Origin of the sequence: Minwuia sp. (assembly GCF_048007105.1) — a bacterium.
Classification (GTDB): Bacteria; Pseudomonadota; Alphaproteobacteria; order Minwuiales; family Minwuiaceae; genus Minwuia.
The window spans coordinates 1,498,862-1,522,487 of sequence record NZ_CP180352.1 but is presented as its reverse complement, the minus strand read 5'-3'; the positions used below and the strand labels follow the sequence as shown (position 1 = coordinate 1,522,487).

General features: G+C 55.6%; 28 protein-coding genes and 1 riboswitch. Of the genes, 19 read left to right on the top strand and 9 right to left on the bottom strand.

Annotation, left to right across the window (positions count from 1 at the left end):
* Positions 1 to 377: 377 nt before the first annotated feature.
* A complete protein-coding gene (locus ACMVY4_RS07255; protein WP_416899499.1) occupies positions 378 to 980 on the bottom strand; it encodes a DedA family protein in 603 nt (200 codons plus the stop codon).
* A gap of 207 nt (positions 981 to 1,187) precedes the next feature.
* Between ACMVY4_RS07255 and ACMVY4_RS07250 the strand changes: the two genes are divergently transcribed.
* The 3 genes from ACMVY4_RS07250 to lspA are packed head-to-tail and all read left to right on the top strand — an operon-like array spanning position 1,188 to position 3,569.
* Complete coding sequence (locus ACMVY4_RS07250; protein ID WP_416899498.1) at positions 1,188 to 1,694, top strand: TRAP transporter small permease subunit; 507 nt, start codon at positions 1,188 to 1,190, stop codon at positions 1,692 to 1,694.
* Positions 1,691 to 3,049: a TRAP transporter large permease subunit gene (locus ACMVY4_RS07245; protein ID WP_416899497.1), complete on the top strand. Its 1,359-nt coding sequence runs from the start codon at positions 1,691 to 1,693 to the stop codon at positions 3,047 to 3,049. Before ACMVY4_RS07250 ends, ACMVY4_RS07245 begins: the two co-directional genes overlap by 4 nt.
* Positions 3,050 to 3,059: 10 nt before the next feature.
* Positions 3,060 to 3,569, top strand: a complete 510-nt coding sequence (gene lspA / locus ACMVY4_RS07240; protein ID WP_416899496.1) for a signal peptidase II — start codon at positions 3,060 to 3,062, stop codon at positions 3,567 to 3,569.
* Between the two features lie 34 nt (positions 3,570 to 3,603).
* On the opposite strand, the gene ACMVY4_RS07235 is transcribed toward lspA, so the two are convergent.
* From ACMVY4_RS07235 to ACMVY4_RS07225, 3 genes are all read right to left on the bottom strand, one after another.
* Positions 3,604 to 4,245, bottom strand: a complete 642-nt coding sequence (locus ACMVY4_RS07235; RefSeq protein WP_416899495.1) for a cation transporter — start codon at positions 4,243 to 4,245, stop codon at positions 3,604 to 3,606.
* 15 nt (positions 4,246 to 4,260) lie between these two features.
* Positions 4,261 to 4,707, bottom strand: coding sequence for a methyltransferase family protein (locus ACMVY4_RS07230; protein ID WP_416899494.1), 447 nt, complete (start codon positions 4,705 to 4,707; stop codon positions 4,261 to 4,263).
* A 145-nt stretch (positions 4,708 to 4,852) separates the two neighbouring features.
* Positions 4,853 to 5,281 (bottom strand): MerR family transcriptional regulator, encoded by a 429-nt coding sequence (locus ACMVY4_RS07225; RefSeq protein ID WP_416899493.1) that lies wholly within the window; start codon positions 5,279 to 5,281, stop codon positions 4,853 to 4,855.
* Between the two features lie 177 nt (positions 5,282 to 5,458).
* Between ACMVY4_RS07225 and ACMVY4_RS07220 the strand changes: the two genes are divergently transcribed.
* The 10 genes from ACMVY4_RS07220 to ACMVY4_RS07175 all read left to right on the top strand — a co-directional run bounded on the left by ACMVY4_RS07220 (position 5,459) and on the right by ACMVY4_RS07175 (position 12,736).
* Complete coding sequence (locus tag ACMVY4_RS07220; protein WP_416899492.1) at positions 5,459 to 5,935, top strand: disulfide bond formation protein B; 477 nt, start codon at positions 5,459 to 5,461, stop codon at positions 5,933 to 5,935.
* A complete protein-coding gene (locus ACMVY4_RS07215; protein ID WP_416899491.1) occupies positions 5,932 to 6,588 on the top strand; it encodes a DsbA family protein in 657 nt (218 codons plus the stop codon). Before ACMVY4_RS07220 ends, ACMVY4_RS07215 begins: the two co-directional genes overlap by 4 nt.
* 14 nt (positions 6,589 to 6,602) lie before the next feature.
* Complete coding sequence (locus tag ACMVY4_RS07210) at positions 6,603 to 7,079, top strand: copper chaperone PCu(A)C (RefSeq protein WP_416899490.1); 477 nt, start codon at positions 6,603 to 6,605, stop codon at positions 7,077 to 7,079.
* Positions 7,080 to 7,123: 44 nt separating this feature from the next.
* Positions 7,124 to 7,705 (top strand): SCO family protein, encoded by a 582-nt coding sequence (locus ACMVY4_RS07205; RefSeq protein WP_416899489.1) that lies wholly within the window; start codon positions 7,124 to 7,126, stop codon positions 7,703 to 7,705.
* Complete coding sequence (locus tag ACMVY4_RS07200) at positions 7,698 to 8,252, top strand: methyltransferase family protein (RefSeq protein WP_416899488.1); 555 nt, start codon at positions 7,698 to 7,700, stop codon at positions 8,250 to 8,252. The genes ACMVY4_RS07205 and ACMVY4_RS07200 overlap by 8 nt, the downstream gene beginning before the upstream one ends.
* Before the next feature lie 139 nt (positions 8,253 to 8,391).
* Positions 8,392 to 8,853 carry a DUF411 domain-containing protein gene (locus ACMVY4_RS07195; protein WP_416900274.1) on the top strand — a complete coding sequence of 154 codons (462 nt, stop codon included), beginning with the start codon at positions 8,392 to 8,394 and terminating at the stop codon, positions 8,851 to 8,853.
* Positions 8,854 to 8,942: 89 nt separating this feature from the next.
* Positions 8,943 to 9,305: a hypothetical protein gene (locus ACMVY4_RS07190; protein ID WP_416899487.1), complete on the top strand. Its 363-nt coding sequence runs from the start codon at positions 8,943 to 8,945 to the stop codon at positions 9,303 to 9,305.
* A 94-nt stretch (positions 9,306 to 9,399) separates the two neighbouring features.
* Positions 9,400 to 9,960 (top strand): cupredoxin domain-containing protein, encoded by a 561-nt coding sequence (locus ACMVY4_RS07185; protein ID WP_416899486.1) that lies wholly within the window; start codon positions 9,400 to 9,402, stop codon positions 9,958 to 9,960.
* Positions 9,961 to 9,982: 22 nt separating this feature from the next.
* A complete protein-coding gene (locus ACMVY4_RS07180; RefSeq protein WP_416899485.1) occupies positions 9,983 to 12,028 on the top strand; it encodes a copper resistance system multicopper oxidase in 2,046 nt (681 codons plus the stop codon).
* A gap of 3 nt (positions 12,029 to 12,031) precedes the next feature.
* A complete protein-coding gene (locus ACMVY4_RS07175) occupies positions 12,032 to 12,736 on the top strand; it encodes a copper resistance protein B (protein ID WP_416899484.1) in 705 nt (234 codons plus the stop codon).
* An 84-nt stretch (positions 12,737 to 12,820) separates the two neighbouring features.
* Here ACMVY4_RS07175 and ACMVY4_RS07170 read toward each other — a convergent pair whose 3' ends face one another.
* Positions 12,821 to 13,483 (bottom strand): HupE/UreJ family protein, encoded by a 663-nt coding sequence (locus ACMVY4_RS07170; RefSeq protein ID WP_416899483.1) that lies wholly within the window; start codon positions 13,481 to 13,483, stop codon positions 12,821 to 12,823.
* Positions 13,484 to 13,519: 36 nt separating this feature from the next.
* Positions 13,520 to 13,734, bottom strand: a riboswitch (cobalamin riboswitch).
* 589 nt (positions 13,735 to 14,323) lie between these two features.
* Here ACMVY4_RS07170 and ACMVY4_RS07165 point away from each other — a divergent pair.
* The 3 genes from ACMVY4_RS07165 to ACMVY4_RS07155 are packed head-to-tail and all read left to right on the top strand — an operon-like array spanning position 14,324 to position 16,418.
* Complete coding sequence (locus ACMVY4_RS07165; RefSeq protein ID WP_416899482.1) at positions 14,324 to 15,571, top strand: hypothetical protein; 1,248 nt, start codon at positions 14,324 to 14,326, stop codon at positions 15,569 to 15,571.
* A gap of 14 nt (positions 15,572 to 15,585) precedes the next feature.
* The gene (locus ACMVY4_RS07160; RefSeq protein ID WP_416899481.1) at positions 15,586 to 15,816 is read left to right on the top strand and encodes a hypothetical protein; all 231 of its coding nucleotides are present in this window, start codon (positions 15,586 to 15,588) and stop codon (positions 15,814 to 15,816) included.
* Positions 15,816 to 16,418 (top strand): hypothetical protein, encoded by a 603-nt coding sequence (locus ACMVY4_RS07155; RefSeq protein ID WP_416899480.1) that lies wholly within the window; start codon positions 15,816 to 15,818, stop codon positions 16,416 to 16,418. The genes ACMVY4_RS07160 and ACMVY4_RS07155 overlap by 1 nt, the downstream gene beginning before the upstream one ends.
* Positions 16,419 to 16,488: 70 nt before the next feature.
* Here ACMVY4_RS07155 and ACMVY4_RS07150 read toward each other — a convergent pair whose 3' ends face one another.
* Entirely contained in the window at positions 16,489 to 17,124 is a 636-nt protein-coding gene (locus tag ACMVY4_RS07150; protein ID WP_416899479.1) for a recombinase family protein, read from the bottom strand.
* Between the two features lie 262 nt (positions 17,125 to 17,386).
* On the opposite strand from ACMVY4_RS07150, the gene ACMVY4_RS07145 reads away from it, so the two are divergent.
* Complete coding sequence (locus ACMVY4_RS07145; RefSeq protein ID WP_416899478.1) at positions 17,387 to 17,911, top strand: hypothetical protein; 525 nt, start codon at positions 17,387 to 17,389, stop codon at positions 17,909 to 17,911.
* A gap of 7 nt (positions 17,912 to 17,918) precedes the next feature.
* On the opposite strand, the gene ACMVY4_RS07140 is transcribed toward ACMVY4_RS07145, so the two are convergent.
* Together ACMVY4_RS07140 and ACMVY4_RS07135 are read right to left on the bottom strand one after the other, a co-directional pair.
* Positions 17,919 to 18,926, bottom strand: coding sequence for a hypothetical protein (locus ACMVY4_RS07140; RefSeq protein ID WP_416899477.1), 1,008 nt, complete (start codon positions 18,924 to 18,926; stop codon positions 17,919 to 17,921).
* 106 nt (positions 18,927 to 19,032) lie between these two features.
* A complete protein-coding gene (locus tag ACMVY4_RS07135) occupies positions 19,033 to 19,926 on the bottom strand; it encodes a hypothetical protein (RefSeq protein WP_416899476.1) in 894 nt (297 codons plus the stop codon).
* A 173-nt stretch (positions 19,927 to 20,099) separates the two neighbouring features.
* Between ACMVY4_RS07135 and ACMVY4_RS07130 the strand changes: the two genes are divergently transcribed.
* Together ACMVY4_RS07130 and ACMVY4_RS07125 are read left to right on the top strand one after the other, a co-directional pair.
* The gene (locus ACMVY4_RS07130) at positions 20,100 to 20,447 is read left to right on the top strand and encodes a hypothetical protein (RefSeq protein ID WP_416899475.1); all 348 of its coding nucleotides are present in this window, start codon (positions 20,100 to 20,102) and stop codon (positions 20,445 to 20,447) included.
* A gap of 278 nt (positions 20,448 to 20,725) precedes the next feature.
* Entirely contained in the window at positions 20,726 to 22,189 is a 1,464-nt protein-coding gene (locus tag ACMVY4_RS07125) for a hypothetical protein (RefSeq protein WP_416899474.1), read from the top strand.
* A gap of 19 nt (positions 22,190 to 22,208) precedes the next feature.
* On the opposite strand, the gene ACMVY4_RS07120 is transcribed toward ACMVY4_RS07125, so the two are convergent.
* A complete protein-coding gene (locus tag ACMVY4_RS07120) occupies positions 22,209 to 23,561 on the bottom strand; it encodes a hypothetical protein (RefSeq protein WP_416899473.1) in 1,353 nt (450 codons plus the stop codon).
* Positions 23,562 to 23,626 lie beyond the last annotated feature (65 nt).

Below are 23,626 nucleotides of genomic sequence, written 5' to 3'. Positions count from 1 at the left end.
CTGTTTTTCCTTTGGTCTAGGGGTTGCGCATGCAACCGACTAGGCCCGCGCCAATGAGCGGGGGGATGCCGTCACAGACCGAAGAGCGGCACGGGTGGTGCGGGCGCAGCGCGCATGCGCGAGCCACGGCTTGCTGCTCTTCGCCAAAGGGCCCCAGGGGCGACCCGGCTTGGTCTTGACGGCAAGGGGGCGGCAAGCCCCAAACAAACGAAGTGGTTTCGGCCGATAGGCCGTCAGCTTTCACGCGAGGGATGGAAGCCGGATGGCCGAAACCGCCCAGGGCGGGTTTGGTTCACGACAGCCCGGCCCAAAGGGCGCTCAAAAACGGCTATTTCAAATCCGAGACACGCACCGGTGGGGTAGCACTTGCAACAATTTCACAACGGTCGCTTTGCCTCTGTGTTCAACTGATCAGTGAACACCTGACTACTCACCTTTCGGAATGAGAGCCAGGCAGCAATCAGAAAAACGATTAACAGAAGAACGCTCGCGGTTCCCCACCAGTTTTCTGCAGCATTGGCCAACTGGCTTCCGAGCAGAAACCCGAGGCCGACGAGCAAGGCGCACCAGAGCGCCGCAGAGGCCGCATTGAGGAAAGTAAATCTCGACCACGCAATGTCACTCAGCCCGACCGGAAGAGCGCCGATCGTTCGCATGCCTTTCGGGTATCGGTAGAGGAATATGTAAGCAGACCCATAACGCTGCATCACCTGCCCGGCCCGATCCACATATGCGCGCCACCTGGGCCTGGAGGCAAAGAGTCTGCCCCCATACCGTCTGGCAAGGTGGAAACGAACTTCATCACCGAGGTATCCGCCCAGAAATGTCGCGAGGATGACCGGCAAGACGTCCAGAGTTCCGAAATGGGCACGGACACCCGCGAGGAGCGGCAGCGCCCCGCTTTTCAAAGCGCAGTAGCCGAATAGGAGCATGTAGGCGAAGCTCTGATTGACTTCGATCCAGTTCAGAAGGGTGTCCATAAAACCACCAGTCAGCTCAGCTGTTTCTCGACCTGTACGGGAGCGAGATGATTTGGGTTCACTCGATCCTGACTGCCGAAACCGCATGACCTCTGACGAAGGTCGAATTTTATCTTGAACCTAAAGTAGCTAGAGCCTTCATAGTCATGTCCTGAAGCCATCAGCGTCAACAGTATTGATACGCGCTGAGACTGGGGAGGATATCGCGTGTCTGCATCGAACTCGATCGCCCGGCGCCTTGTGGAGTTTGGGGGCAACTTGGCTGCGTACGTATTTCTACCCGGCCTGGCGCTCACATCGATATTCGACATCGCGACACGGCGTTTCCTGCAACTCGGATCGACGCCGCTGCAGGAGTTGACTTGGCACTTCTTCTTTGCGGCGGTGATGTTCGGGATCGGGCTTACGTATCTGAATGATCAGCACGTGCGTGTTGATGTATTGCGGCAGAAGCTTTCGCCAGTCTGGTGTGAGGCGACGGAGCGCACTCTTCTCATCGTACTCCTTATCCCACTGTCGCTTATCATCATCTGGTTCGGTGGTCGAATGGCCTGGATTTCCTATTTGCAGGACGAAGGTTCCCGGGCTGCGCTGGGACTATCTTACCGATGGGTGATCAAGGCTGCTCTGCCTATTGGAGCACTTCTTCTTCTGTTTGCAGCTTGCTGTCGACTCTGGCGAACCGGTCAGCGAGACCGAGGAGATTCTTCGTGATCTTCGTGGATTATCTCCCGATTCTGATGCTCGTGGCATTGGCGTTGTTGTTGTTCAGCGGCTTTCCTGTTGGCGGGGTGTTGGCCGGCGTTGGGATAGGATTCGCACTTGTTGGTTTGGCGATCGGCGAATTTCCGCTCAACTCATTCTTCCTGATTCCCTATCGTGTCTACAGCGCGATCGGTGAGAATCTTGTTTATCCGGCGGTGCCGTTGCTTCTTTTCATGGGAGTTGCCCTTGAGATAAGTGGCGCAGCACGAGAACTGCTGTTGTGCTTGCAGAGACTGATCTCAAAAATCCCCGGAAACATGTGTATCTCGGTGATAATCATCGGACTCCTGCTCGCGCCGATGGCAGGCGTGGTCGGTGCATCAGTTGCAACACTCACGCTGGCCGCCCTGCCCACGATGCTCGAACAACGCTACCGACCAGAGGTGGCTACTGGTGCAATCGCGGCGGCTGGGACGCTTGGGGTGATTGCTCCACCAGCAATCATGCTATTTTTCCTTGCCGATGCCGTGGAAGCAACAATCGCGTCGGTCTTCCTCGCGCCGGTTGTTCCGGTTCTTCTGCTTGCGCTGGTCTTCGCAACCTATTTTGTTGTCTCGGATTTGCTGAAACCGCGTGCGCCTTCGGATATTTCAGACGGTAAACCCAGTATGTCCCTCGCAAGATATATCTTGCGGGGCTTCTTGCTGCCTGTCGGCTTGATAGCCATGGTTCTCGCCGCAATTATTTCCGGGATTGTCGCGCCTTCGGAGGCCGCCGCGGTTGGTGCCTTCGGGGCCGCCGGTATGATGTTTGTCTACCGTGGTCTTGACATCTCGTTGCTGAAAAAAGCGCTTCATCGCACCATGATCCTCACAGCGATGGTGTTTTTTGTCGTCCTGGGTGCGAGCATCTTTTCATTGGTTTTTCGTTTCTACGGCGGCGACGATGTTGCTGAGGGCTTGTTTGAGGGTCTGGCGCTTTCCGACTTCGAGACGCTGTTGATCATTTTGCTGATTTTGTTTGTTCTTGGGTTCTTCATCGATTGGATCGAGATCATCCTGGTGTCTTTGCCGATCCTGTATCCGGTTATCAGGGATCTCGATTTTGCGGCCTATGTCGGTTCCGCACCGCTGGCAAAGGTCTGGATCGCTGCACTGATTGCTTTGGTTCTGCAAACCTCTTTTCTGACGCCGCCCTTCGGTTTTTCGTTGTTCTTTCTCAAGGGTGCGGCACCTCCGCAGATCAAGATAACTCAAATCTACCGGGGAGTTGTGCCGATAGTCCTGTTGCAGCTTTTGGTCATAACGCTCGTGTTGCTCTTGCCGCAAATAGCTATCTGGCTACCTACGACCTTGCTAAATTGAGGTTCTCTCGATGATTGCCGAGATGACAAAATCGCTGAAAGCGAAGAGAATGGCGGCTTGGGCCTTGCTTACGGTTGTTCTGGATCAGGCGTCGAAACTGGCAGCTATTGTTTTCATCGCCAGCGACGCTGTGGAAGTTGAGATTTTACCCTTTCTCTCGTTTGTGCTGAGTTTCAATACGGGTGTCAGCTTCGGGCTTTTCGCGGATACCTTCGGGCATCAGCAGATCGTTGTGGCTGCTATCCTTCTTGTAGTGACGTTGGGTATCGGAGCTCTCGCATTCGGGCGGAATCCGCTTTTCCCTCCTGTTGGAACAGCGCTGATCGTTAGTGGATCCCTCGGAAACGTTATCGACCGTTTCCGGCAGGGTGCGGTGACTGATTTCATCTTACTCCACTATGAGGGTTTTGCCTGGCCGATCTTCAATCTGGCGGACAGCGCCATCTTCCTCGGCTGTGCCTTGATCATTTTTGGCGGACAAGGACGCGCGAACAAACGCAACCCGGAAAGTGCGTCGTGAAAAGCTCTCAAGCCAAATAAGACAGCCGTTGCGCTCAGGCTGATTCTTCGGACGTGGAGTGAACCGCTTCTTCGCGGCGTTCATGAAGCGCCTGTCGGATGATCTGTATTGAGGATGACAGAAACAGACCGGCCATGATGGCCGCGACGATCAGGTCTGGCCAGCCTGTGGTTGTGCCCCAGACGCCCAGCGCAGCGACCATGACTGCGATATTGCCGATTGCGTCGTTCCTGGAGCAAAGCCAAACAGACCGGACATTAGAATCGCCGTCCTTGTAAGCCATGAGGATAAGGACGCTGGCGAGGTTGGCCATAAGGGCCATCAATCCGATAACGCCCATCACGCCAGCCTCCGGCACTCCTGTGTAGAACACGCGATAGACGGTTGAACCAAACACCCATCCGCCCATCAGCAACAGGCTGATGCCCTTTGCCAATGCGGCATTGGTGCGAATACGGATCGAGGCGCCGATAACGGCAAGAGATATGGCATAGGTCAGGGTGTCGCCCAGGAAATCGAGCGCATCGGCTTGCAGCGCCTGCGATTGAGCGTATTGCCCTGCGATCATCTCGACCGCGAACATCACCGCATTGATGGCGATAACAATCCAAAGCCTGCGTTTGTAGTCGTCCGAGACGCCATCGAACTTCGCGTCGCTTCCACAGCAGTTGGCCATTGCGGTTCTCCAGTATCAGATCCAGCGGCGGACGCGCATTCTGTACTGCGCGTATTCTTCGCCAAAATTGTTCAGAAGGGCAGTCTCTTCGGCCCTTATCTGCAGTTCATTCATCGCCAGGACAAAGATCGGGATCGATAAGAACGCAACAACGTCTCCGAGATAGAGGCACCAAGCCAGAAGCAGGAGGACCATACCGAGATACATCGGGTTGCGGGTAAACCGATACACTCCGGTGACGACCAGGTTCTGCGCTCTGGATGGGTCAAGCGGATCGAAGGTCGTGTCATGGTTACTAAAGATGTTCAGCGCGACGGTCAGAAATCCTGCCCCTGCAAGCGCGAAGACTACGGACAGGATGAGCACCGGTGCCCCGCCGAACTTCCAGGCGGGCACGTATTGGCTCGCGCCCCAGGCCAAGGTTCCGGCGGCGAGGATCTGAACGATCGGAGGGATTTTCATCGGACAGCTCCATTTGACATGATGGAACCAACCTAATTGCTCTAGTGACTATAGGTTCAAGGGAAAAAATTTCAGCGGCGAATTTGAGTTGAGGTTGGGAAGGGACGGGATGCTCAGCTGGCGGAACATCGGTCAGGAACGATGGTCAGCCTTCCCCGTCCTGATGATCGGTCAGGCATTCGGAGTGGTCGCGAAGCACTTCCAGTACCCTGCAGTTGCTCGCGCGGCCACCGCCGCATTCACGCACCATGCGCTTGAGTTCAGTTCGCAACGCATTCAGTCGCGAAAGCCTTTGTTCGACCTGTTTCAGTTGGCGGCGTGCAATAACATCTGCTTCATCACACGGTCTGTCGGGATTGTCGCTGAGGTCCAGGAGCTCCCGAATTGCTTCAAGCGAGAATCCCAGTTGCCTTGCGTGCCGAATGAAAGAGAGGCGATCGAGTTCCGCGTCGCCATAGCGCCGCTGACCGCCTTCCGTGCGACCGGGTTCAGGCATGAGTTCAATCTGCTCATAGTAGCGAATGGTCTGAACTTTCGTTCCGGTCCTTTTCGCGAGTTTACCGATTGTATGCATTGACGATCTCCAAAACCTACAATCACTCTAGCATTGTCGCGGAAGCCATGAGTATCGATTTCCTGCTTGACCCTCTAGTAGCTAGAGCCTTTATGCATCCCCCGGTTTGGACTGATACCAAGCGGCTCGCGATGTGATTTTCGGTGGTTCTGAAGGACAGTGAGACTTCGAGATCACATGGCGCGCCGTTCGGAAAGTCCTATCTGGTTTGAAGAGAAGGCCCTGACCCTCGTGCTCAAGATATCTCCAGATGCGGCACTCACACTTGCGTGGCTTGTCGCTCTGGTCGGCTCATTGTCCGTGTTGTTCATTGGAGAAATTCTGGGGCAGACACCATGCAACCTTTGCTGGTTTCAGCGGGCCTTCATGTTCCCCCTGGCCATCATTCTGGGGCTTGGTCTGTGGTGGCGCGATAGGCGGATCGGGCGCTACGCCATGGCGCTGGCGATCGGCGGCGGTTTGCTCGCCCTGTGGCATCTCGCTCTGTATGCCGGTGTTATCCCGGAGGACATAAAGCCCTGCTCTGCGACCGGTCCGTCCTGCACGGACGACAATCAAGTCATTCTGGGTTTGCCCATCCCGCTTTTGGCGCTTGGCGCATTTGCGTCAATCGCCCTGTTGTCCGCCCTGTCCCTGAAGGAGAACGCAGAATGAACCGCCGTGCCCTGATTCTTTCTGCACTTGCTGTCGGCGCAGCCGGTTTCGCAGGTGCCGCCTGGTATGCCACCCGCAAGCCCGAAGTGGCCGAGCAGCCGGCCACTGATCCAAGGCTTGTCGAGGCGTTGATACGTCCGCATTCGCCGATCCTCGGGCCGGCGGACGCGCCTGTGACAATCGTCGAGTTTTTCGATCCTGCTTGCGAGGCCTGCCGCGCCTTCCACCCCATTGTGAAAGACATAATGAAGCAGCATGGAGATGCAGTGCGGGTCGTCATTCGCTACACCCCGTTCCACGGCGAGACGTCCGAGATTGCGGTCCGTATTCTTGAAGCCGCGCGCGCCCAGGGCATGTTCGAACGCATCCTGGAATACATCCTCTGGGGGCAACCGCAATGGGCGGCCCATGGGAAGATGAGGCCCGATGTTCTCTACAAGATGGCTGTGTCAGCTGGGCTGGACCACAAGGCCGCACAGGCTCAGATGCAGTCTGCCGAAACGGGCAGCGTTCTGGAGCAGGATCTTGCGGACGTGAATACGGTTGGTGTCCAGAAAACGCCGACGTTCTTCGTCAATGGAAAGCCGCTCGAAAGATTTGGTGAAGCCGAACTCAGGCAACTGGTCGCGTCCGAAGTCGCTCTGTTGAATTGAATGAGGGTGGTCTGGTGGTTGAGGTCAGATTCACGTTGAGGCAGACCCTGCGTGTCTCGCTGTTGCTACTGGCTGCATTGGCGTTTGCGCCTGCGTATGCCGGTTCGGATGAGGTGATCGTCGATGAGGCCTGGTCCAGGGCCTCGATTGGAACGAGCAGGCCGGGCGTCGTGTACATGACGATCCGGAACGAAGGAAACGAAAGCCGGAAACTAAGCGCGGTCACGACGGACCTGGCAGCACGCGCAGAGATACACCAGACATCGACCAACGAACGTGGTGTGAGTTCAATGTCGCGGGTGGAGGAACTGGAGGTTCCGGCTGGAAGTTCCGTTGCGCTGGAGCCAGGTGGGCTGCATGTAATGCTGATGGGGCTTCAACGCTCGATGAAGAGGGGCGAAAGCTTTTCCCTGACTCTTGTTCTTGACGAAGGCGTTGTTGAGGTTGAGGTGCCGATCCTCGGTTTCACGTCGCGCGGGCCGGAACGCTGACGCCTGTGCGCGCTGTTGTGCTATTCGGGCGCGGCCTCGTTGCCATGTTCGGCGTGGCGCTTTTTCTCGGCTGGTGGCAGGTCGATGGGCCCGGCGCAGAGAGATCGGTGGGCAAACGGCCGATGCCCCTCTCATCGATGGATTTCAGTCTTGTCGATCACCAAGGAAATGACGTCGGCCCTAACACGATGCTGGGCAAGGCATCACTTGTGTTTTTCGGGTTCACTTACTGCCCTGATGTTTGCCCCTCTACATTGATCGACATTGCCGGATGGCTTGATAAGATCGACAAGGCTGCTGAACGGCTAAATGTCGTCTTTGTCACGGTGGATCCCGAACGCGATACGCCGGCAGTCTTGGCCGAGTATGTCTCCAACTTCCATCCCGTGATTCGTGGATGGAGCGGGTCGTCGACGCAGATTCGCCAGATGGCTGACAGCTTCCGGGTATTCTTCGAGAAGGTGCCATCAGGCTCGGATGGCTATGTGCTGAACCACACGGCGAGTGTTTTCCTCTTCGGCCCGGACGGTGATTTTGTCAGCACGATTGATATCCATGAGCCGAGGGATTTCGCGGTTCCAAAGATCCGCCGCGCAATCGGGTTGTTCGAGGGGCAGGATGGCTGAAACCGCCGCGTTCTCGATCTCGCTGATATCAGTGGTCAGTATCCTTGTGCTGGGGGCGATGTCGAAGTGTCTGAAGGAGTTACAATTCTTCCCGCCTCCATCGCGCGGGAGGTGGCAGCACTGGTTGTTCAAGCTGCTTTTTCGCGGTTTCGTCTATCCGTTGGCGGTCTTGAGCATACTTGTTTTCGAGTTCACGTCAGGACCAATGGCCATTGCGCGATATGCCGTCGGGGGCGCACTGTTCGTCATCGGCTTCGGTCTGGCTTTCACGATCACATTCAGCATGGGTTGGCGGAACGCATTCGGCGAAAGGCAGGGCCTGAAAACTGACGGCTGGTTCGCGCGAAGCCGCAACCCCGTATACGTCGTTACGTGGATCGGGCTTGCCGGTTGGGGTCTACTCGTGATGGACACTTCGGTGTCGATACTCCTGTCCCTGTGGGCATTGATGTATCTACTGGCACCTGCCGTGGAAGAGCCTTGGTTGGAACAACAGTACGGAGACGACTACCGGAATTACAAAGCCGCTGTCCCTCGCTTCTTCTGAGCTGTGGGCCAAGGCTGCGGACTTCGGGGTGAGGTCCCAGCGACCCGATCGCGTGTGTCGCGATTATTCAAACATGGTGGGCCCTCCGAACTGAATGCCCACCGGGAACTGGAGGTAAAACGACATGAACGCTCATTGGTTGTCCAGGCGTGCAGCAATTCTTGCAGCAGCACTGGTGCTTCTGACCGGGCCAGTGCCGCAGGCACTTGCGGAACCACTACTGGTCGACGTGTTCAAGACCAGAGGGTGCGGCTGCTGCGTGCTGTGGATCAGGCATCTTGAGGAAAACGGTTTCGAGACACGAAGCGAAGACATGATTCCGGGGATGCTGATGCGCTACAAACTCGATAGTGGCGTGCCGCAGGAGATGGTGTCCTGCCATACGGGCCGAATTGGCGGATACGTGATTGAAGGCCATGTGCCAGCCCGAGACATTCTTCGGCTACTCGATGAGCAGCCGGACGCAATCGGGCTGTCAGTCCCCGGAATGCCCTATGGCTCGCCGGGGATGGGACCGGAAGATGAGCGTGACGCCTACGATGTCTATCTGATCCGCAAGGATGGCAGCACCGAGGTATTCACCAGCTATCCCGGTGCTTGAGTGAAGGCAGAACTGCCGCGTCGTAGCCACGTCTTTTGTGATCAGAACTTGTTTGACATTCCAGTAGGTGGATAGTTGATGGTGTCGACATGAACTGGTTCGTTCAGATGCGACGTTTCATAGCCGCCATTACACTCGCGATGCTGGTGTTGCCGGCGGCAGTGATGGCTGCCGGCTCGCTCATCGACAGCGAGGGGCATGAGCATATGCACAGCAGCGACCACGGCAGTTCTCTGAATGAGGCGTCCGCCACCGGTGACAAGGCGGCACATGACAAGTTGCTTTGCTCTATTGTGGTGCCCTGCGAGCATGGGTTCTGCGCCGGGCTGGGAATATTCCAGCTTGAACAGGATGCCGAGGTGCCGAAATCAGGCTGGTCTGGACGGCATGCCGGTTCTGTGTATCCGGCATGTCCTGAATGCCGTTCACCCCCACCGAAAAGTTTCTCCTGAATCAGACAATAACTGGATCAGCTTGAGGGCTGATCCGCGACACAACTGATGTGCCTGCGTCGCCTTCCGGGACGCACGGCCAGGAGACAGATAAATGAAATCGATCAGAAATGTTCGGGGTCTGTTCATGACCCTTTCAACGGCGACGCTGGTCGCCATGAGCCAGCCCGCGATGGCAGGTGGCAGCCACACTGGCGGCCATGACGACAAGGGAGCAAAAAAATCGGAGAGCGGATATCCGGGCAAAGCATCCGAAGCAACTCGCACGATCACCATTGAGATGTTCGACACTTACTACGAACCGAAAGTCCTGGACCTCAAGGAAGGCGAGACGGTCCGCTTCGTCGTCGTGAACAAGGGTGAACTGGTTCACGAGTTCAACATCGGGACCAAGGCGTCGCACATGGCCCATCAACCGCAGATGATGGAAATGATGGAGAAGGGCGTGCTGGAAATCGACCGTGTCCGGCACAACAAGATGAAGCATGGCGAAGGCGGCATGAGCCATGACCATCCCAACAGTGCCCTGCTGGAACCCGGCCAGTCGGCAGAAGTTGTCTGGACCTTCGACACAGACGCGAAGCTCGAGTTCGCGTGCAACGTGCCTGGACATTATCAGTCCGGCATGGTCGGACCGATCAAGCTCAGTCACTGACAGGCCAGATGGAGGCATGAACATGCGTATTCGCACCATATCTGCCGCCATTGTTGCGCTGGGGTTTACAGCCCCGGCGCTCGCTGGCGAGTACAATCTCACCGTGGACCGGGTCACAGTCGATACCGGTAATTTCACGCGCAGCGGCATCGGTTACAACGGTGCCACTCCGGGGCCGGTTCTGCGCTTCAAGGAAGGTGAGGATGTTGTCATTAACGTGACCAACAATCTCGATGAAGACACCTCGGTCCATTGGCATGGCCTGATCCTGCCTTACCAGCAGGATGGTGTGCCGGGAATCAGCTATCCTGGCATTGCACCTGGCGAGACCTTCACCTACCGGTTCCCGATCATGCAGAACGGCACATACTGGTTCCATAGCCACTCGGGCTTCCAGGAGCCTGATGGTGCCTACGGCTCGATCATCATTGAACCCAGGGAGCCGGATCCCAACACCTACGACCGAGAGTATGTCGTTCAGTTGACCGACGCGCATCCGCATTCGGGTGATCGCATCATGCGCAACCTGAAAATGATGCCGGACTATTACAATCGGAAGCAGCGGACGCTGCTCGATTTCTTCGACGACGCCAGTGAGAAGGGCGTTGGCGAAGCGCTCTCCGACCGGGGTGATTGGGGTGAGATGCGGATGATGCCGACCGACATTGAGGACGTGCACGGGTACACACCCCTGATCAACGGCAAGGGACCTGAGCAGAACTGGACAGGTCTGTTCCGAAAGGGAGAGCGTGTCCGGCTGAGGTTCATCAATTCCTCTGCAATGACGTACTTCGATCTCCGTATCCCGGGTCTGGAGATGACTGTAGTGCAAGCTGACGGACAGAATGTGCAGCCTGTTGTCGTTGATGAACTCCGCATCGCCGTCGCCGAGACCTATGATGTGATTGTGCAGCCGACGGAAGATCGAGCCTATACGATCTTCGGCGAGTCGATGGGGCGCACGGCATTCGCACGCGGCACGTTGGCTCCGAGGGAGGGGATGACTGCCCAGGTCCCTGAATTGCGTGAAGATCCGCTACTGACGATGGCCGACATGGGCATGCCCGGCATGGATATGTCCGGCATGGATATGTCGGAAGGCGGTGGACATGCTGGGCACGGTTCTGGTGGACATGACACGCTCGCGGCCATTACCGGGAAGGACATGGACCATTCAAAGATGGGCCATGCCATGCCGAAGATGGACGGCGAAGTCGATCATGCTGCCACGGGTCATGCCATGCCGAAGAAGGACGGCGAAGTCGATCATGCTGCCATGGGCCATGCCATGCCGAAGAAGGACGGCGAAGTCGATCACGCTGCCATGGGCCATGCCATGCCGAAGATGGACGGCGAAGTCGATCATGCTGCCATGGGCCATGCCATGCCGAAGAAGGACGGCGAAGTCGATCACGCTGCCATGGGCCATGCCATGCCGAAGAAGGATGGTGAAGTCGATCACGCTGCCATGGGCCATGCCATGCCGAAGAAGGATGGTGAGATGGACCATTCAAAAATGGGGCATGATGGAATGGCTACCGGGTCCGATCCGTTCTACGCACCGGGCAGCGGCTTGACGCCGGAAGCAGCGAATGGAGGCAAGTTTCTCTCCTACGCGGACCTGAAAGCGCAGACACCACTCTATGAACATCGACCGGCAACGCGAGAGATCGAGCTCAAGTTGACCGGCAACATGGAGCGGTACATGTGGTCGCTTAACGGCGTGAAGTACGAGGACGCAGATCCGATTGTCCTGCAGTATGGCGAACGGGTGCGGTTCAAGTTTGTCAACACGACCATGATGACCCATCCGATGCACCTGCACGGCATGTGGTCGATTCTGGATGTCGGCGCCGAAAAATGGAATCCGATCAAGCATGTCGTCAGCGTCGCGCCTGGCACAACCGTCTACATGGAGACAGAAGTGGATGCACCAGGTGAATGGGCGTTCCACTGCCACCTTTCCTATCACGCAGATACCGGCATGTTCCGGAAAGTGATTGTCGAAGGCGGTCCGGCTGACGAGCAGTCATCCCGTGAACACTCAAGTGTTGGCGGGAAAGGCTGATCCATGCAGAAGCTGGTGAAACTGGTGGCCGGTGCGATTGCACCGGCCCTCTTCTGGGCGTCTCAAGTAGCGGCTGAGCCGATTGTCTGGGGCATTCAAGTCGAACAGGCTGAGTATCGTATCGATGAGGGTTCGGATGTCTTTGCCTGGGATTTCGATGCCTTCGTGGGCAAGGATGAGTTGAAATTCGTCATGCGCAGCGAGGCTGAATACGCGACAGCGGAAGACAGCTTCGAAACGCTGGAGAATCAATTCCGGTTGCAGACGCCTGTTACAGACTTCTTCGATGCTGTGGTGGGCTTGCGGCTTGATACGCCGGAAGGACCTGACCGACTACATGGCGTGATCGGTCTCCACGGCCTGACAAAACAGTGGTTCGAGGTCGATGCGGATTTGTTTATCTCGGACAACCCTTCGGCCCGGTTCGAGGTTGAGTATGAGGGTCTGATCACCAATCGGATCATCTTCGTGCCCAGCATCGAACTGGACATTCCGTTCGCGGACGATCCCGCTGTGGGCAATGGCGCTTTCGGGCCTACGCTCGAAGTCGGTGGACGGCTGAGTTACGACCTCGTTGATCGTCTCATCTCGCCCTACGTCGGTGTTCACTACGAACGCAAGTTCGGGGCAACAGCGGACTTGGCCAGAGCCAACGGTGAAGAAGCCGGCACGGTGTTCTTCGTGATCGGCGCACGCTTCATCTTCTGAAGCGAGGGTAAGATCGCAGTCACTACCGCAATTGCGCGATTGGCTGGCCCGTCAGGTTACGCGCGCCAGCCAATCGCCATGTGCTTAGGCAGCAAGCCCCAGCATTGAGAAGGCGACGCCTTCCAGGTTTTCGAGAACCAGGAAAGCACCTGCTCCGGCCACCATCGCGCCGGCAATGCGAGCTTTCACATCGCCGGCCTCAGCGACCTTGACGATCCGCTCGAACAGCAATCCAGTACCCAGCACAATCGCCAACTGAATCACGCCGAGACCGATGAGGTAGCCAACAAGAACCTGTGCACCCATGGCTGCTTCCTGCGACGCAATCGTGTCGCCAAACGCAGAACCGTGGAACAGGCCGAAACCCGCGAACAGCAGTACAGCGGGCAGGGTCGCGAGCGCCTTGCCGCGCAACAGGGCACCACCGACAACGACCAGCGAAAGAGCAATCACCAGCTCCTTGGCCGGAAGCCCGAAATTCATCGACATTGCAAGGCAACCGATCAGCATTGCCGCGATATAGGCCGCAGGCGCTGCAACACGGCGCGCCGAAAACAGAGCCGCGACGCCAACTGCGACAACAAAGAAGAGATGGTCAAAACCGAGTAGCGGATGGCCGATGCCGGACAGAAGGCCGTCTGCGAAGCTTTCCATTGGCGCGCCTGCCAGCGGATGATGCGCGAATGCGGTTCCGGGCACCAACAGTGCGCTAACCGCACAGCTATACCGGACGATACGATTGCTCATGTTCTTACTCCTGATTCCGTCTCACCCGACGGTGTTTGAGGACATTGTTCCAGTGGCAGGTCTCCTGGCTTGCGTGCTTCAATTCAACCCTTGCCTTCCCAGAATGATCCAGTGGCATTGTCGGGTGACACCACACGCTTACAGTTGCGGGGGCAGCCATGGAGTTGGTCCCTGATGGGTACGCCGCACCATGTTCCCTTTTCATCCGCCGTTCTGTTCGGTCTGACGGAACCACTCGCTCGACCGCCCCAGAAAGGCTTTGTTTATGCAAGGCGGTTCTTTTCGAAATGAACAGCTTTCAGGGCCGCTTCCGATGGGTTCATAGTCTTTCCGAAGCACAACTGATTTTCATCGCACACAAGAAAAATGCGTCACCGACCTCGCAACATCCAACTAGCTGTCTGCCGACCAGACGATTTGAAACCCGCACTCCGTTGCCGGTGTCAGCGGGACAATTTGCAAGTGTTTGAAGGATATGTTGGTCATTTGGCGGTAGCAGGACCGAATTCTTGAAACGGCGCCCCAGCGCCAACAGCCCAGCGGGATGCAACGGGGCGGCGAGTGCAACGGAGAGCCCCTTGCCGAGGACCGCGTAGCGGCCGCAGTCAAGCGGCGTGGTATTACCACGCACAGCTTGCGCGAAGCGGATTGTTCTGCCGCTATATATTGTGCTCAAGGGGTCTGTGAATTTCGGATGACCCGCCACTGATTTCCGGCAATTTCGCCGTTATCTGATTCTGCCACCGTTCGGGCGGAAATGAAATTCCGCCGCCACATCCCCGGCCGATATCTGAACTGGAGCTATAGGTCCCACTTCCGCAAACGGAACTGGAGACCATCATGGTCCACACCCCCTTTGACATGCTGACGAGCGGGAAAGGCGTGCTCATCACCTGCGCGCTCGTCATCCTTTGCAGCTTCAGCGCCTACATCTCGGTCGAGGGCGTCCTGATGCTTGCCAATGCCTCCATGCAGGGTTTGGCAGGCACCCTGAAGACCTTCCTCCTCGGCGTCGCCCTCTGGGTGATGTTCTACCTGCTCTGGGATCTTTGCCTGAGCATCATCCCCAAAGCCGGGCGTAGCCGCGTTGTTGCGATCTGCATGATGCTGTTTCTCGTCGTTCCCGTCGTCTTCGGCTCCAGCACCACATTCGGCACGACCGGCCTGGCCGGAGATGCGCCGCAGGAGCATCACATGCAGAATGAAGTCGACCAGTTCGATGCGGTGCTGACGGATCGCCTGGCCGTCATCAATCGGCTCTCGGCGATCCAGCCGATCGTGCAGGCTTCGGCGGCTCACTATGGCCGTGAAGCTGAGAAGGAACTGGACGAGGGACATTATACGGGCGTGCCCGGTCCGGGCGCTGTTTCCTCGACATTGCTGGCGATCGAATCTGAACTATCCGCTGTCTCGACCTCGATCAGCAGGATCAGCTCAGGCGCACCGGCCGTCGGCGAGGCCGTGGCCCGGCATATTGCCAATATGCGGGCCCATGTGGATCAGGACATTCCGATCCGTGACCGTGAACGGCTTCTCGCCCATGAGGCTAATCTGGCCCGGGGCTTGATGGTGAAGCTGGATGTCAGCGGCACCGTTAGCGCGATCAAACAGGCGCTTGGTTCCCTTGAGAAGGCGGCCGCCGATCAGGCGGTGTCGTCGCGCTCGGCGAGCCTCGCGGCCGCGCAACGCAAGGCGCTGGAACAGCTCGCAGCCGAGATGCGGGCGAGCGCTGAGAAGCTGAATGGCTTCCTTGATGACATTGATGACGCGGAGGACGCTGTCCTCCCGGCGATCAGCCGCATAACGCCAACCATGGGCGTTCTGATCTACTGGCGGGAGTTCGCGCCGATCTGGGCGGCGGCCATCGGCATCGACTTCACCGTGATCGTGGTCGTCTTCTTCCTCAGCCTGGCCCAGATCCGCAAGGATCAACTTGGCCGGAAACCGGTCGATATCCGCGAGATCCGCTTCGGCGACCTGCTGCACACCAAAGAAGCCATCGCGCAACTCAGTGAGCTGGGCCTGTCTCTGGAGCCTCCGAAGCGCGGTCCGGGGCGTCCCCGCAAATCAGGCAACCCGAAGACCTGAAAGGAGTGTGCCGGATGATCGATCCGTTCGCCGTGGTCGAACGCCACCTGCCCCGGATCGGGGCATGGGGTGTCGCCATCACCGCGCTGGTGGCGCTGGGGGTGCTCGCCTCCACGCCGCAGGAAGCGCCGGTCTCCGCTACTGCCGCAATCGCGCCGGTTTCCATGCCCCAGCCCGCAGACGGCGACGGCTGCCTGACCATGCCGGACGGTCTCTATGTCTGTGACGATGGAGAGAATGACTGATGGATCATATTCGCCGCGCCTTGATCGCCGCTGCACTGGCTCTGCCTGCATTTTCGCTTCCGTCTGCCAGCCGTGGCGCGCGAGCGACTGAGGGCTTGATCTGCACACTGACCCGGCCCAGCTTCGGCATGCCGCACAAGGGAGAACCGCTCGCCCCGGCACCGGAAGCCCGGCTGGCCGTTGGCTGGATCATGGATACAGTCGGCCTGACGCCGAATTTTGCCCTCGGCAAGGCCAACTTCGACCGCAAGGTTGGCGCCTATGCTGTGATCATCATGGGGGAGCGCCGGATCGTCTATGACGCGGATCTCTTCAGCTGGGTCGAGGGCAGCCCCAACTGGCGCGAAACGGGTATCATGGCGCATGAAGTCGGCCACCATCTCGGCGGCCATACACGAACCGACAACGCCACGCAGCATGCACAGGAACTGGAGGCTGACCGGTTCGCGGGCTTCGTGTTGGCGAAGCTTGGCGCCACACTCCCCCAGGCGACACGCTGGGCTCAGGACCTGAGTGAAGAGGGTGCTGAAAGTCATCCGCCGCGCCGCCAGCGGCTCATCGCCATTTCTGACGGATGGCGGCATGGAAAATCGGTCCGTTAGATCGGATCAACTCCCGATCTGATCAATCGCGCGCGGGGCCGCTCCAACGCATTTGATCACTGGCTTTCGCTCAGGCCTGACTGATACGGACAAGGCCACGCGCATCATCCGGGCAGGCCGCCTCGAAGCGCGCGAATGCCCGATCCAGTGTGGAGCGTGAAACGCTCAGGCGCGCCGCGATCTGATCCTTGTTCATGCGGCGTCTGCGGTATAGCGCATGCACGAGCGCGACCTTCTCCGGTGACAATGCAGGCGGTCTCCCGAGGCGCTTGCCGCGCCGTCTGGCCGCCTCCAGTCCGGCGACCGTGTTCTCGACAATAATCTCCCGCTGGAACTCGGCCACAGCACTGAAGACGTAGTAGACCAGCTTGCCGCCAGGCGTGGATGTATTGATGCCTTCATTGAGGGCATGAAAATGAACGCCGTCCTCCCTGAACCGGACCAGCATATCGGCAAGATGCAGGACGGACCGGCCCAGCCGGTCCAGACTGTAAACCACCACCATGTCGCCCGGTTGAAGCTCTGACAGCATGGCGTCGAGACCCGGCCGGTGTTCGTGTTTGCCGGAAACGCCCTGATCATCGAACAGCTTGTCGCATCCGGCCGAAAGCAAGGCGTCGCACTGCATGCGCAGGTTCTGCTCGCGGGTGGATACCCGCGCATAGCCGAGCTTTCTGCCGCGTGATGCGATTTCACCCGTCTTCATGGTGCCCTCCTGTGCGGATCGCCGCCCACGTCATAAACGATCCTTTCTGACGGGCCGGATTGAGGGGAGGGCGGCCACAGATAGGCGTCCGCTAACTCATTGATTTTACGCAAGTTCATAAATCTTATCGTTTTCATAATACAAACTCTCCAATAATCGTCAATATTGATCGATTATGACGTGCATTTTTAAGTCAAATAGTCAAACAAAAACATTGTTTTATTTGCTTTTTAATTCAAAATTGTATATAAGAGAGGCGTATTTGAAAGATTATTTCATGCTCAATAGATTGAAAACATACTGGAAAGAAACTGCTGCGGTGGCTGTTGTCGCGGTCGGAACGGCTTTCGGTGGGCCATCTGCGTCCGCCGAGGGGGCTTGGTTCAAGACGACCGATATTCGCAGCTGGTCAGAAAATGACGTGAGTTCAGCGCCTTACTCCGCATCCAATGACCGGATCGCTGTGATCCTTTACGGTGACGATGACCGCGTGCGTGGCCCAGTCGAGTATGCGGCGGAGTATTACGCCACAGCGGCCCCCGGCACTACAAACGTGCGCTATCTCTGGGCAAAGGACAATGACGGCCATCCCGGCACGCTAAGGGTGGGCATATATGCCAATGGCCGACACTATGGCGATCTTGATATCGGTATCGACCGCGCTGAGACGGAAGAAGGACAGAATGAAATCGTGAATGAGGTATATAACCGGATCCACGGTGCTTACCTCAAATACCTCGCAAAACCACCCAAAGTGGCCGCTCACGATCCCGCGCCGTCTGACTGATTATTCTCTATCCAAGATTTGAAGGTTGGTCCGGCGCATTGGCGATCCGGATTGGTTCTGGATTGGGCGGTTCTGGTGCTTGACCGTCGCCTTCGGCCGCCATCTTGAACGGCTCGGCCAGGCTGGGTGGTTTGGCTCCATCCGGGTCAGCTGATTTTGCAATGGAGGTCGCCCACAGTTCCGGCCCGCCTGTCATGGGCTTGAAACCGGCGGGCTTGAATGAGGCGCGCTTGACCGTTTCAGATGTATCTTGTTCTCCATCGAGCGACGCCTGTTTGGTCACAGATAGTCCAAGCGCCTCACGCGCCTCGTCCTTCCGCTCCTGATTGTCAAAATCCGAGATTGCAGCCTCGCGTGTATCCTTTTTGGCTTCCTTCAGAACCTCGCCCGTTCGGTCAACTCGTTCCTCGCGGTCCACAATCTGAGCGGTTCGGTCCAGCTTGTCCTCCAGCTGGTTCTTTTCCTCTTCAAGGCCCTTTCGTTCATTCTGCTTCCAATCCAGTTGCCTTTGCTCCCACCTGCGCTGTTCCTGCAAGGCAATCATCAGCGCTTCCGGGTCGTTTGGGTCGAGCTTCTTACCGGTCCGCTTCTCATATGCCTCGCGCTGGCGTTGGTATTCGTCATTCTTGAGTGTGCCATCTTCGTTGACCTCAAGCTCCCCGTTGGCCTGCAACTCCTCGATCATCCGGTCGATGACGCCAATGTTCCGCTGGTGCTGGGCAATTTCGTTGTCGAGTTCGCCGATCCGGTTGTTGATGTCGTCCAGGCGTTTGAGCGCGGCATGCATGGCGCGGGTAAATTTGCGGCGCTCTTCATCGCGCTTGTTGGCGCTTCCAGTCTGACGGTGTGCCGCGTGGGTCGCGTTACCGCGATAGCCGCTGCCAACAGCCTCACCAGCGACACCGTCCATGATGCCGTCCACGGAAAGATTTTCGATTGTGCGTTGCAGATCCTGCGCCGTCCGGTGAACCCGTCCGGTCAAACTGCCATCACTGTTTTTTCTATCCCCACTCATGAATAAATGCTCTTATAATTGTCACTTCGACACCTATTATGCTATAAGAACGGTTAATGTTTATGTAAAATTAGATAACATTTATCTCAAATACATTGTAGTTGGGCTAAGTATTTGATTTAGATTTATTTGATGTGATTTGTTGACCATATTTTGATAACAGGTACTCGTAGTGAGTATGCGGCACTGTGCTTTGATAGCCATTGATAAACCGCTGCATGCGCCGGACGCAGAATCCAGGCGGCAGGTCCGACTGGAACCGCACAAGCCGACTGATGCTCAATCCGGTGCGGGATTGCTCTACGCGGATGGGGGCGACGGCTTCGGGGCTGAATGTCAGGAGTTCGGCTTTTTCCGGAAGTGCCTCATAGGCCGACAGGACAAATTCATAGTAGTTCCGCCGGATGGTTTTCGTCGTGCCCTCAACCATCTGGTAGAGCGTGCCCGGCCGAAGGCCGGGAGCCCCCTTCAGCCCAACAAGAATGGCGTAGAATCCAACCCCGGTGCGACGGCGGTGTCCTTCGATGGCCTCGATCATTTCCTGGGTTACGGCGATGCTCGCAGTCTTGCTATCCGGCTGCTGCCGCCAGAGGCCCAGGACAAACTCGATATGATCTCTCCTTGCGGGCGCCAATTTCCCTTTCAGCCATTCGTCCACAATGTCCGGGGTCAAACCATCGGGGATATGTTCTGCGCGCGCGAAAAGTGCGCGCGGACTCATGCCTGAACGCTGCTTCTCAGCTCGCAACCCTTCCGCAACGGTGGCGGTGCTGACATGGTCCATTTCGAACTCCTCGTAGGCCGAAATGAGAATTGCCAGATGATCCTGACGCGCGCTGGCAGCGCGGCCTGACAGCCAATTATAGACATTCTCGGGATTGAAATTGGCAGGCCAGTCAGGTGTTACGGCAGCAATCTGCGCTGGTGACAAACCAGTTGAATGCTTCAGGGTTTCAATTCTTGTGACTATTTCTTTAGTGATCGGAATCAGATTTTTCATTGTTAGAAATGATACCACTAAATCGGGCCGCAATAAATCTCCGGAAATGTGGGCGGATATTGTTATGAATGTATCGCTTCCGCTTTGGCGGGCGCTGAATTCATGCTCTTGATGCCTTGGTGCGCCCGCTCGGTTAGGCTCACGCCGTTAACTTCAACAACCAAGCTATGGTGATGTCGGAACCTCAGTCTTACCGCCTGAGCCTGACCGGTCGTCAGCGGCAGGCCCTGACCCTGGCTCTCGCCTCCGTGGTCGAGCACTACTACGACCCAGCCATCATCGACCGTTGGATGAGTCCGATCTCGTTCGAGGACGTTGAAGGGCTGATGACCCGGCTCGTTACGCCTGTAGAGACAGACGGCGACACCTCGGACCTGCACCTGACCTCAGATGAAATGCTGAGTCTGGGATTGGTGGGGATATGGATCGACACATCCCTCCCAGGCATGTCCATCGACGATCTTGAAGAGATCCAAACCGTCTATGATGCAATTGAGGAAATAAGCGACCGATACTGGTGATCGTGGCCGCATCGGACGGCATCTCAGGCAACTCGGAAACCCGACGTTTCATTTCGTCCACGATCAGAGTTCGCTCGCTGACCGGCAATCGGGTGGCGCCGCAGCCTGCCCGAAGGGTCACCCCCTCGGACAGACCGCAACGTATCAGCGGGTATCCGCAATGCACAAGTGTCCCGGGTTGGTCGGGAGCTTTATGCCAGTTTACGGAAATGGGTTCCCAAAGTTCATCGCATGGCTAGCATTGTCGCCGGAAAATTATTTGTCATTGGGGGAAGCCGATGAGGGCACCTGAGCATATCGTTTCTCTCGTCACAGGAATTCAAGAATCTCTGTTCGAGAGGCAGGGTTTGTCAAAGGATCAAGTACTCGCCGTTCGTGACTATCTCGAGCGAGGACCAGTGGGCCATAGGAGTGCAAAGCCGGAAACCGAATGGCCCGCCGACATCGAAGTAAGGTCGATTGTTTTGGAACGGCTGAACGAATACACATTCGGAGACTATCAAGAAACCAGAGATATGTTCATAAATCCCAGATTGACTCAATATGACAAAACGAATATGGTCCGCAGATTTGTAAATTTATTTCAACTGTGCCGAGAAGAGTTCGGAAACATTAGAAGTACTTATATTTCAACAATCCCCACAATGATGGCAAACGGACTGTGCATCACTACTCCAGAAGACGAAGATGTAATTTTAATTAGTGAAGGACTGCTATATGGATTACCAAACCTAATAAAAGTCGATGTAAAGTACGATTTTCCTAACATACAAGCGATTGCAGAAAATCCGCATGAAACTGACGAATCTACGAGGTCAAAATTCATCCAGTTTGCAAACCTACTTGTCGGAGGATTCATATCTCTTATAGCAGAGGGGGCGTCGCCAGATCGGATGCGTTATTCACCTGCGAAACCCGTTCTTTTTACAGGGTTTGATACATGGAGATCCAATGAAATTTTGCAGAAAAGTATACTCAAGACTCTTGATACATTTGATCGAAATGAAATTCTCCGATATCCCACTGATAATTATCAAATAATGTATTACAAACTGCGTGGAATTGTTCTATTTATTATAGCTCACGAATTTTCTCACGCCGCAAATGAGCACAATAGTATCCGAGCGACTGGAGAGGTGGTAGCAAGCGAAGAATTTGTTCAAATCTTATTGCAAAATTTGATAAATATCGCACCCAAATACGACGGTGTGGCATTGACTGAGTTCGTTAGTCCGCATTTTTTAAGATTTCAGCCGCTGGAGATTCAAGCGGATGCGGACGCGATGTATATGATTTCACGATACGCAGAGCGGCACCAGCTGTCGGACTACCAGACACAAGCGATGTATGAGGGCGTGGCTTTGCTGTACACTCTAATTAACATGTACGAGGAATCCCATCTAGCTGCCCGCCTGGGTTCACAAGATGCAATAAAGGTAATTTCGACACATCCACATGAGCGTAACATTACCATGTCTCGCGAACACCCCTGCCCCTATTCAAGACCAGAACTGGCACTCCAAGTTGCTCAAAGCAGTTATAATTTAGATAGTGAGCGAATAATTGCTCTGATTCACCGATCTATTATCAAGTATGATCTGGCGTGGGGAACAATTCGTGGAGAAGTATTTCGCCAACTGGATGCGGGGGAACTTAGGCTGCAGAATGACGACATTTTATCGGCCTTGCCGCCGCTCCGCTCAATGGGGCACATTGATGAGGGATTGGGACTAAGCACCTAGATGTGGAGCCTCAGAGTCTTCAGCTCATATCAGGAGAGGGATATTCCCCATTCTCGTAGAGCAATGTTTCGTCGAGCTCGCGCTGACGGGCCTGCGCAATTTCCGCGCATACGAGCGCCTCAAATTGTGGAATGTCGACATTGCATAGCTCAGACGATAGCTTTCCGTCTGGGGTTCGTCGAAGCAAATCCAATCTTGGCTCACTTATGAGCAAATCGATTATTTCAGGGGCGCCTGAACTTGCGGCTATGTGTATTGGCCCGAACCCGGTAGTTTCGTCTACACAATTGACATCTGCTCCTGCCACGAGCGCCGCTTGGGTCGCCTCAAGATTAACCATGATGACTGCTTCAATCAGCTTTTTGTCGACATCTGCCTCCGTATCCATAGTTCTTTCACTCCTATCAACAAATTTTGTCCCTTTAATTTCATCAAATACAAAACTGATATTATCAACAACTTGGTCAATACGCAAGAAATTGCGATAAAAGACCGATCTATTTATTCTATTTTCATGATCTTGTTTCGAATTTTCATTGTAGTATGAACATTTTATTACTTGATTCTTCATATTTGACGCATCAAATTCCCGGATAATGTAGTAATTATGGCCGATATAGGGAGTATTGTCTGGGAAAATTGTGATGCTTGGAAATGATGGGTGCAGAATGCAGTATCCATAGCCCTTTGTAATCGACCTTAGATTTTCTGGAATGCTATCTATGCTTGAAATAATGTCGCCAATTCGATTTCGAAATTCGCGATGTTTTTCATTTATGCCTTTTGTTATCTTATATTTTGTCTGCTTTGCAAAGAAAAGATGTGGAATAGGCAATTCGCTCAACTCTAATTGAAAGCAGTACGCTTCAGATTCTCCAGCTACTACAACCCCAAAATTGGCGGCCTCGATATCTGAAATTTTGAGCTCTCGAGTTTCCCGAGGCATCATCGCAATAAAATCTGCGCCGAGTTCAATTATTCGGCGAAAGTACGAAAAGGTATTGATTGAGAGATTGCTAAAAATGTGGAGAAATTCCGCAATAGCTAACACTTTATCCGGTAGCGGTTTCGTAAACTTTCTTCCAGTAGCAGTTCGATCGCCAGAGAGCCAAGTGTCAATATTACGGACTGTAATCCAATATCGAACTTCACCGTCACTGCTTTCTGTAGTGACCGACTGCGGAAGCCATTCGTTCAGGCCTTCCCATTCATGAAGTTCCTGAACGAAATTTGCTCTGGCCATCGACTTGCCGCCCTGGCCGCGGACCGCCAGGTACTGGATAAGCTTGCCTTTAACGACATTGCAGACCGCAGCCGAATCTAAGGCTCGAAGCTCCTCAACGAATCTTTTTCTCTCACGTGAGGTTGTCATGAGGATTGCTCCTTCTGGCTGATGGCAGATTGCTTCACCGGACTAGCGTTCAAGGGCAGCCGAAC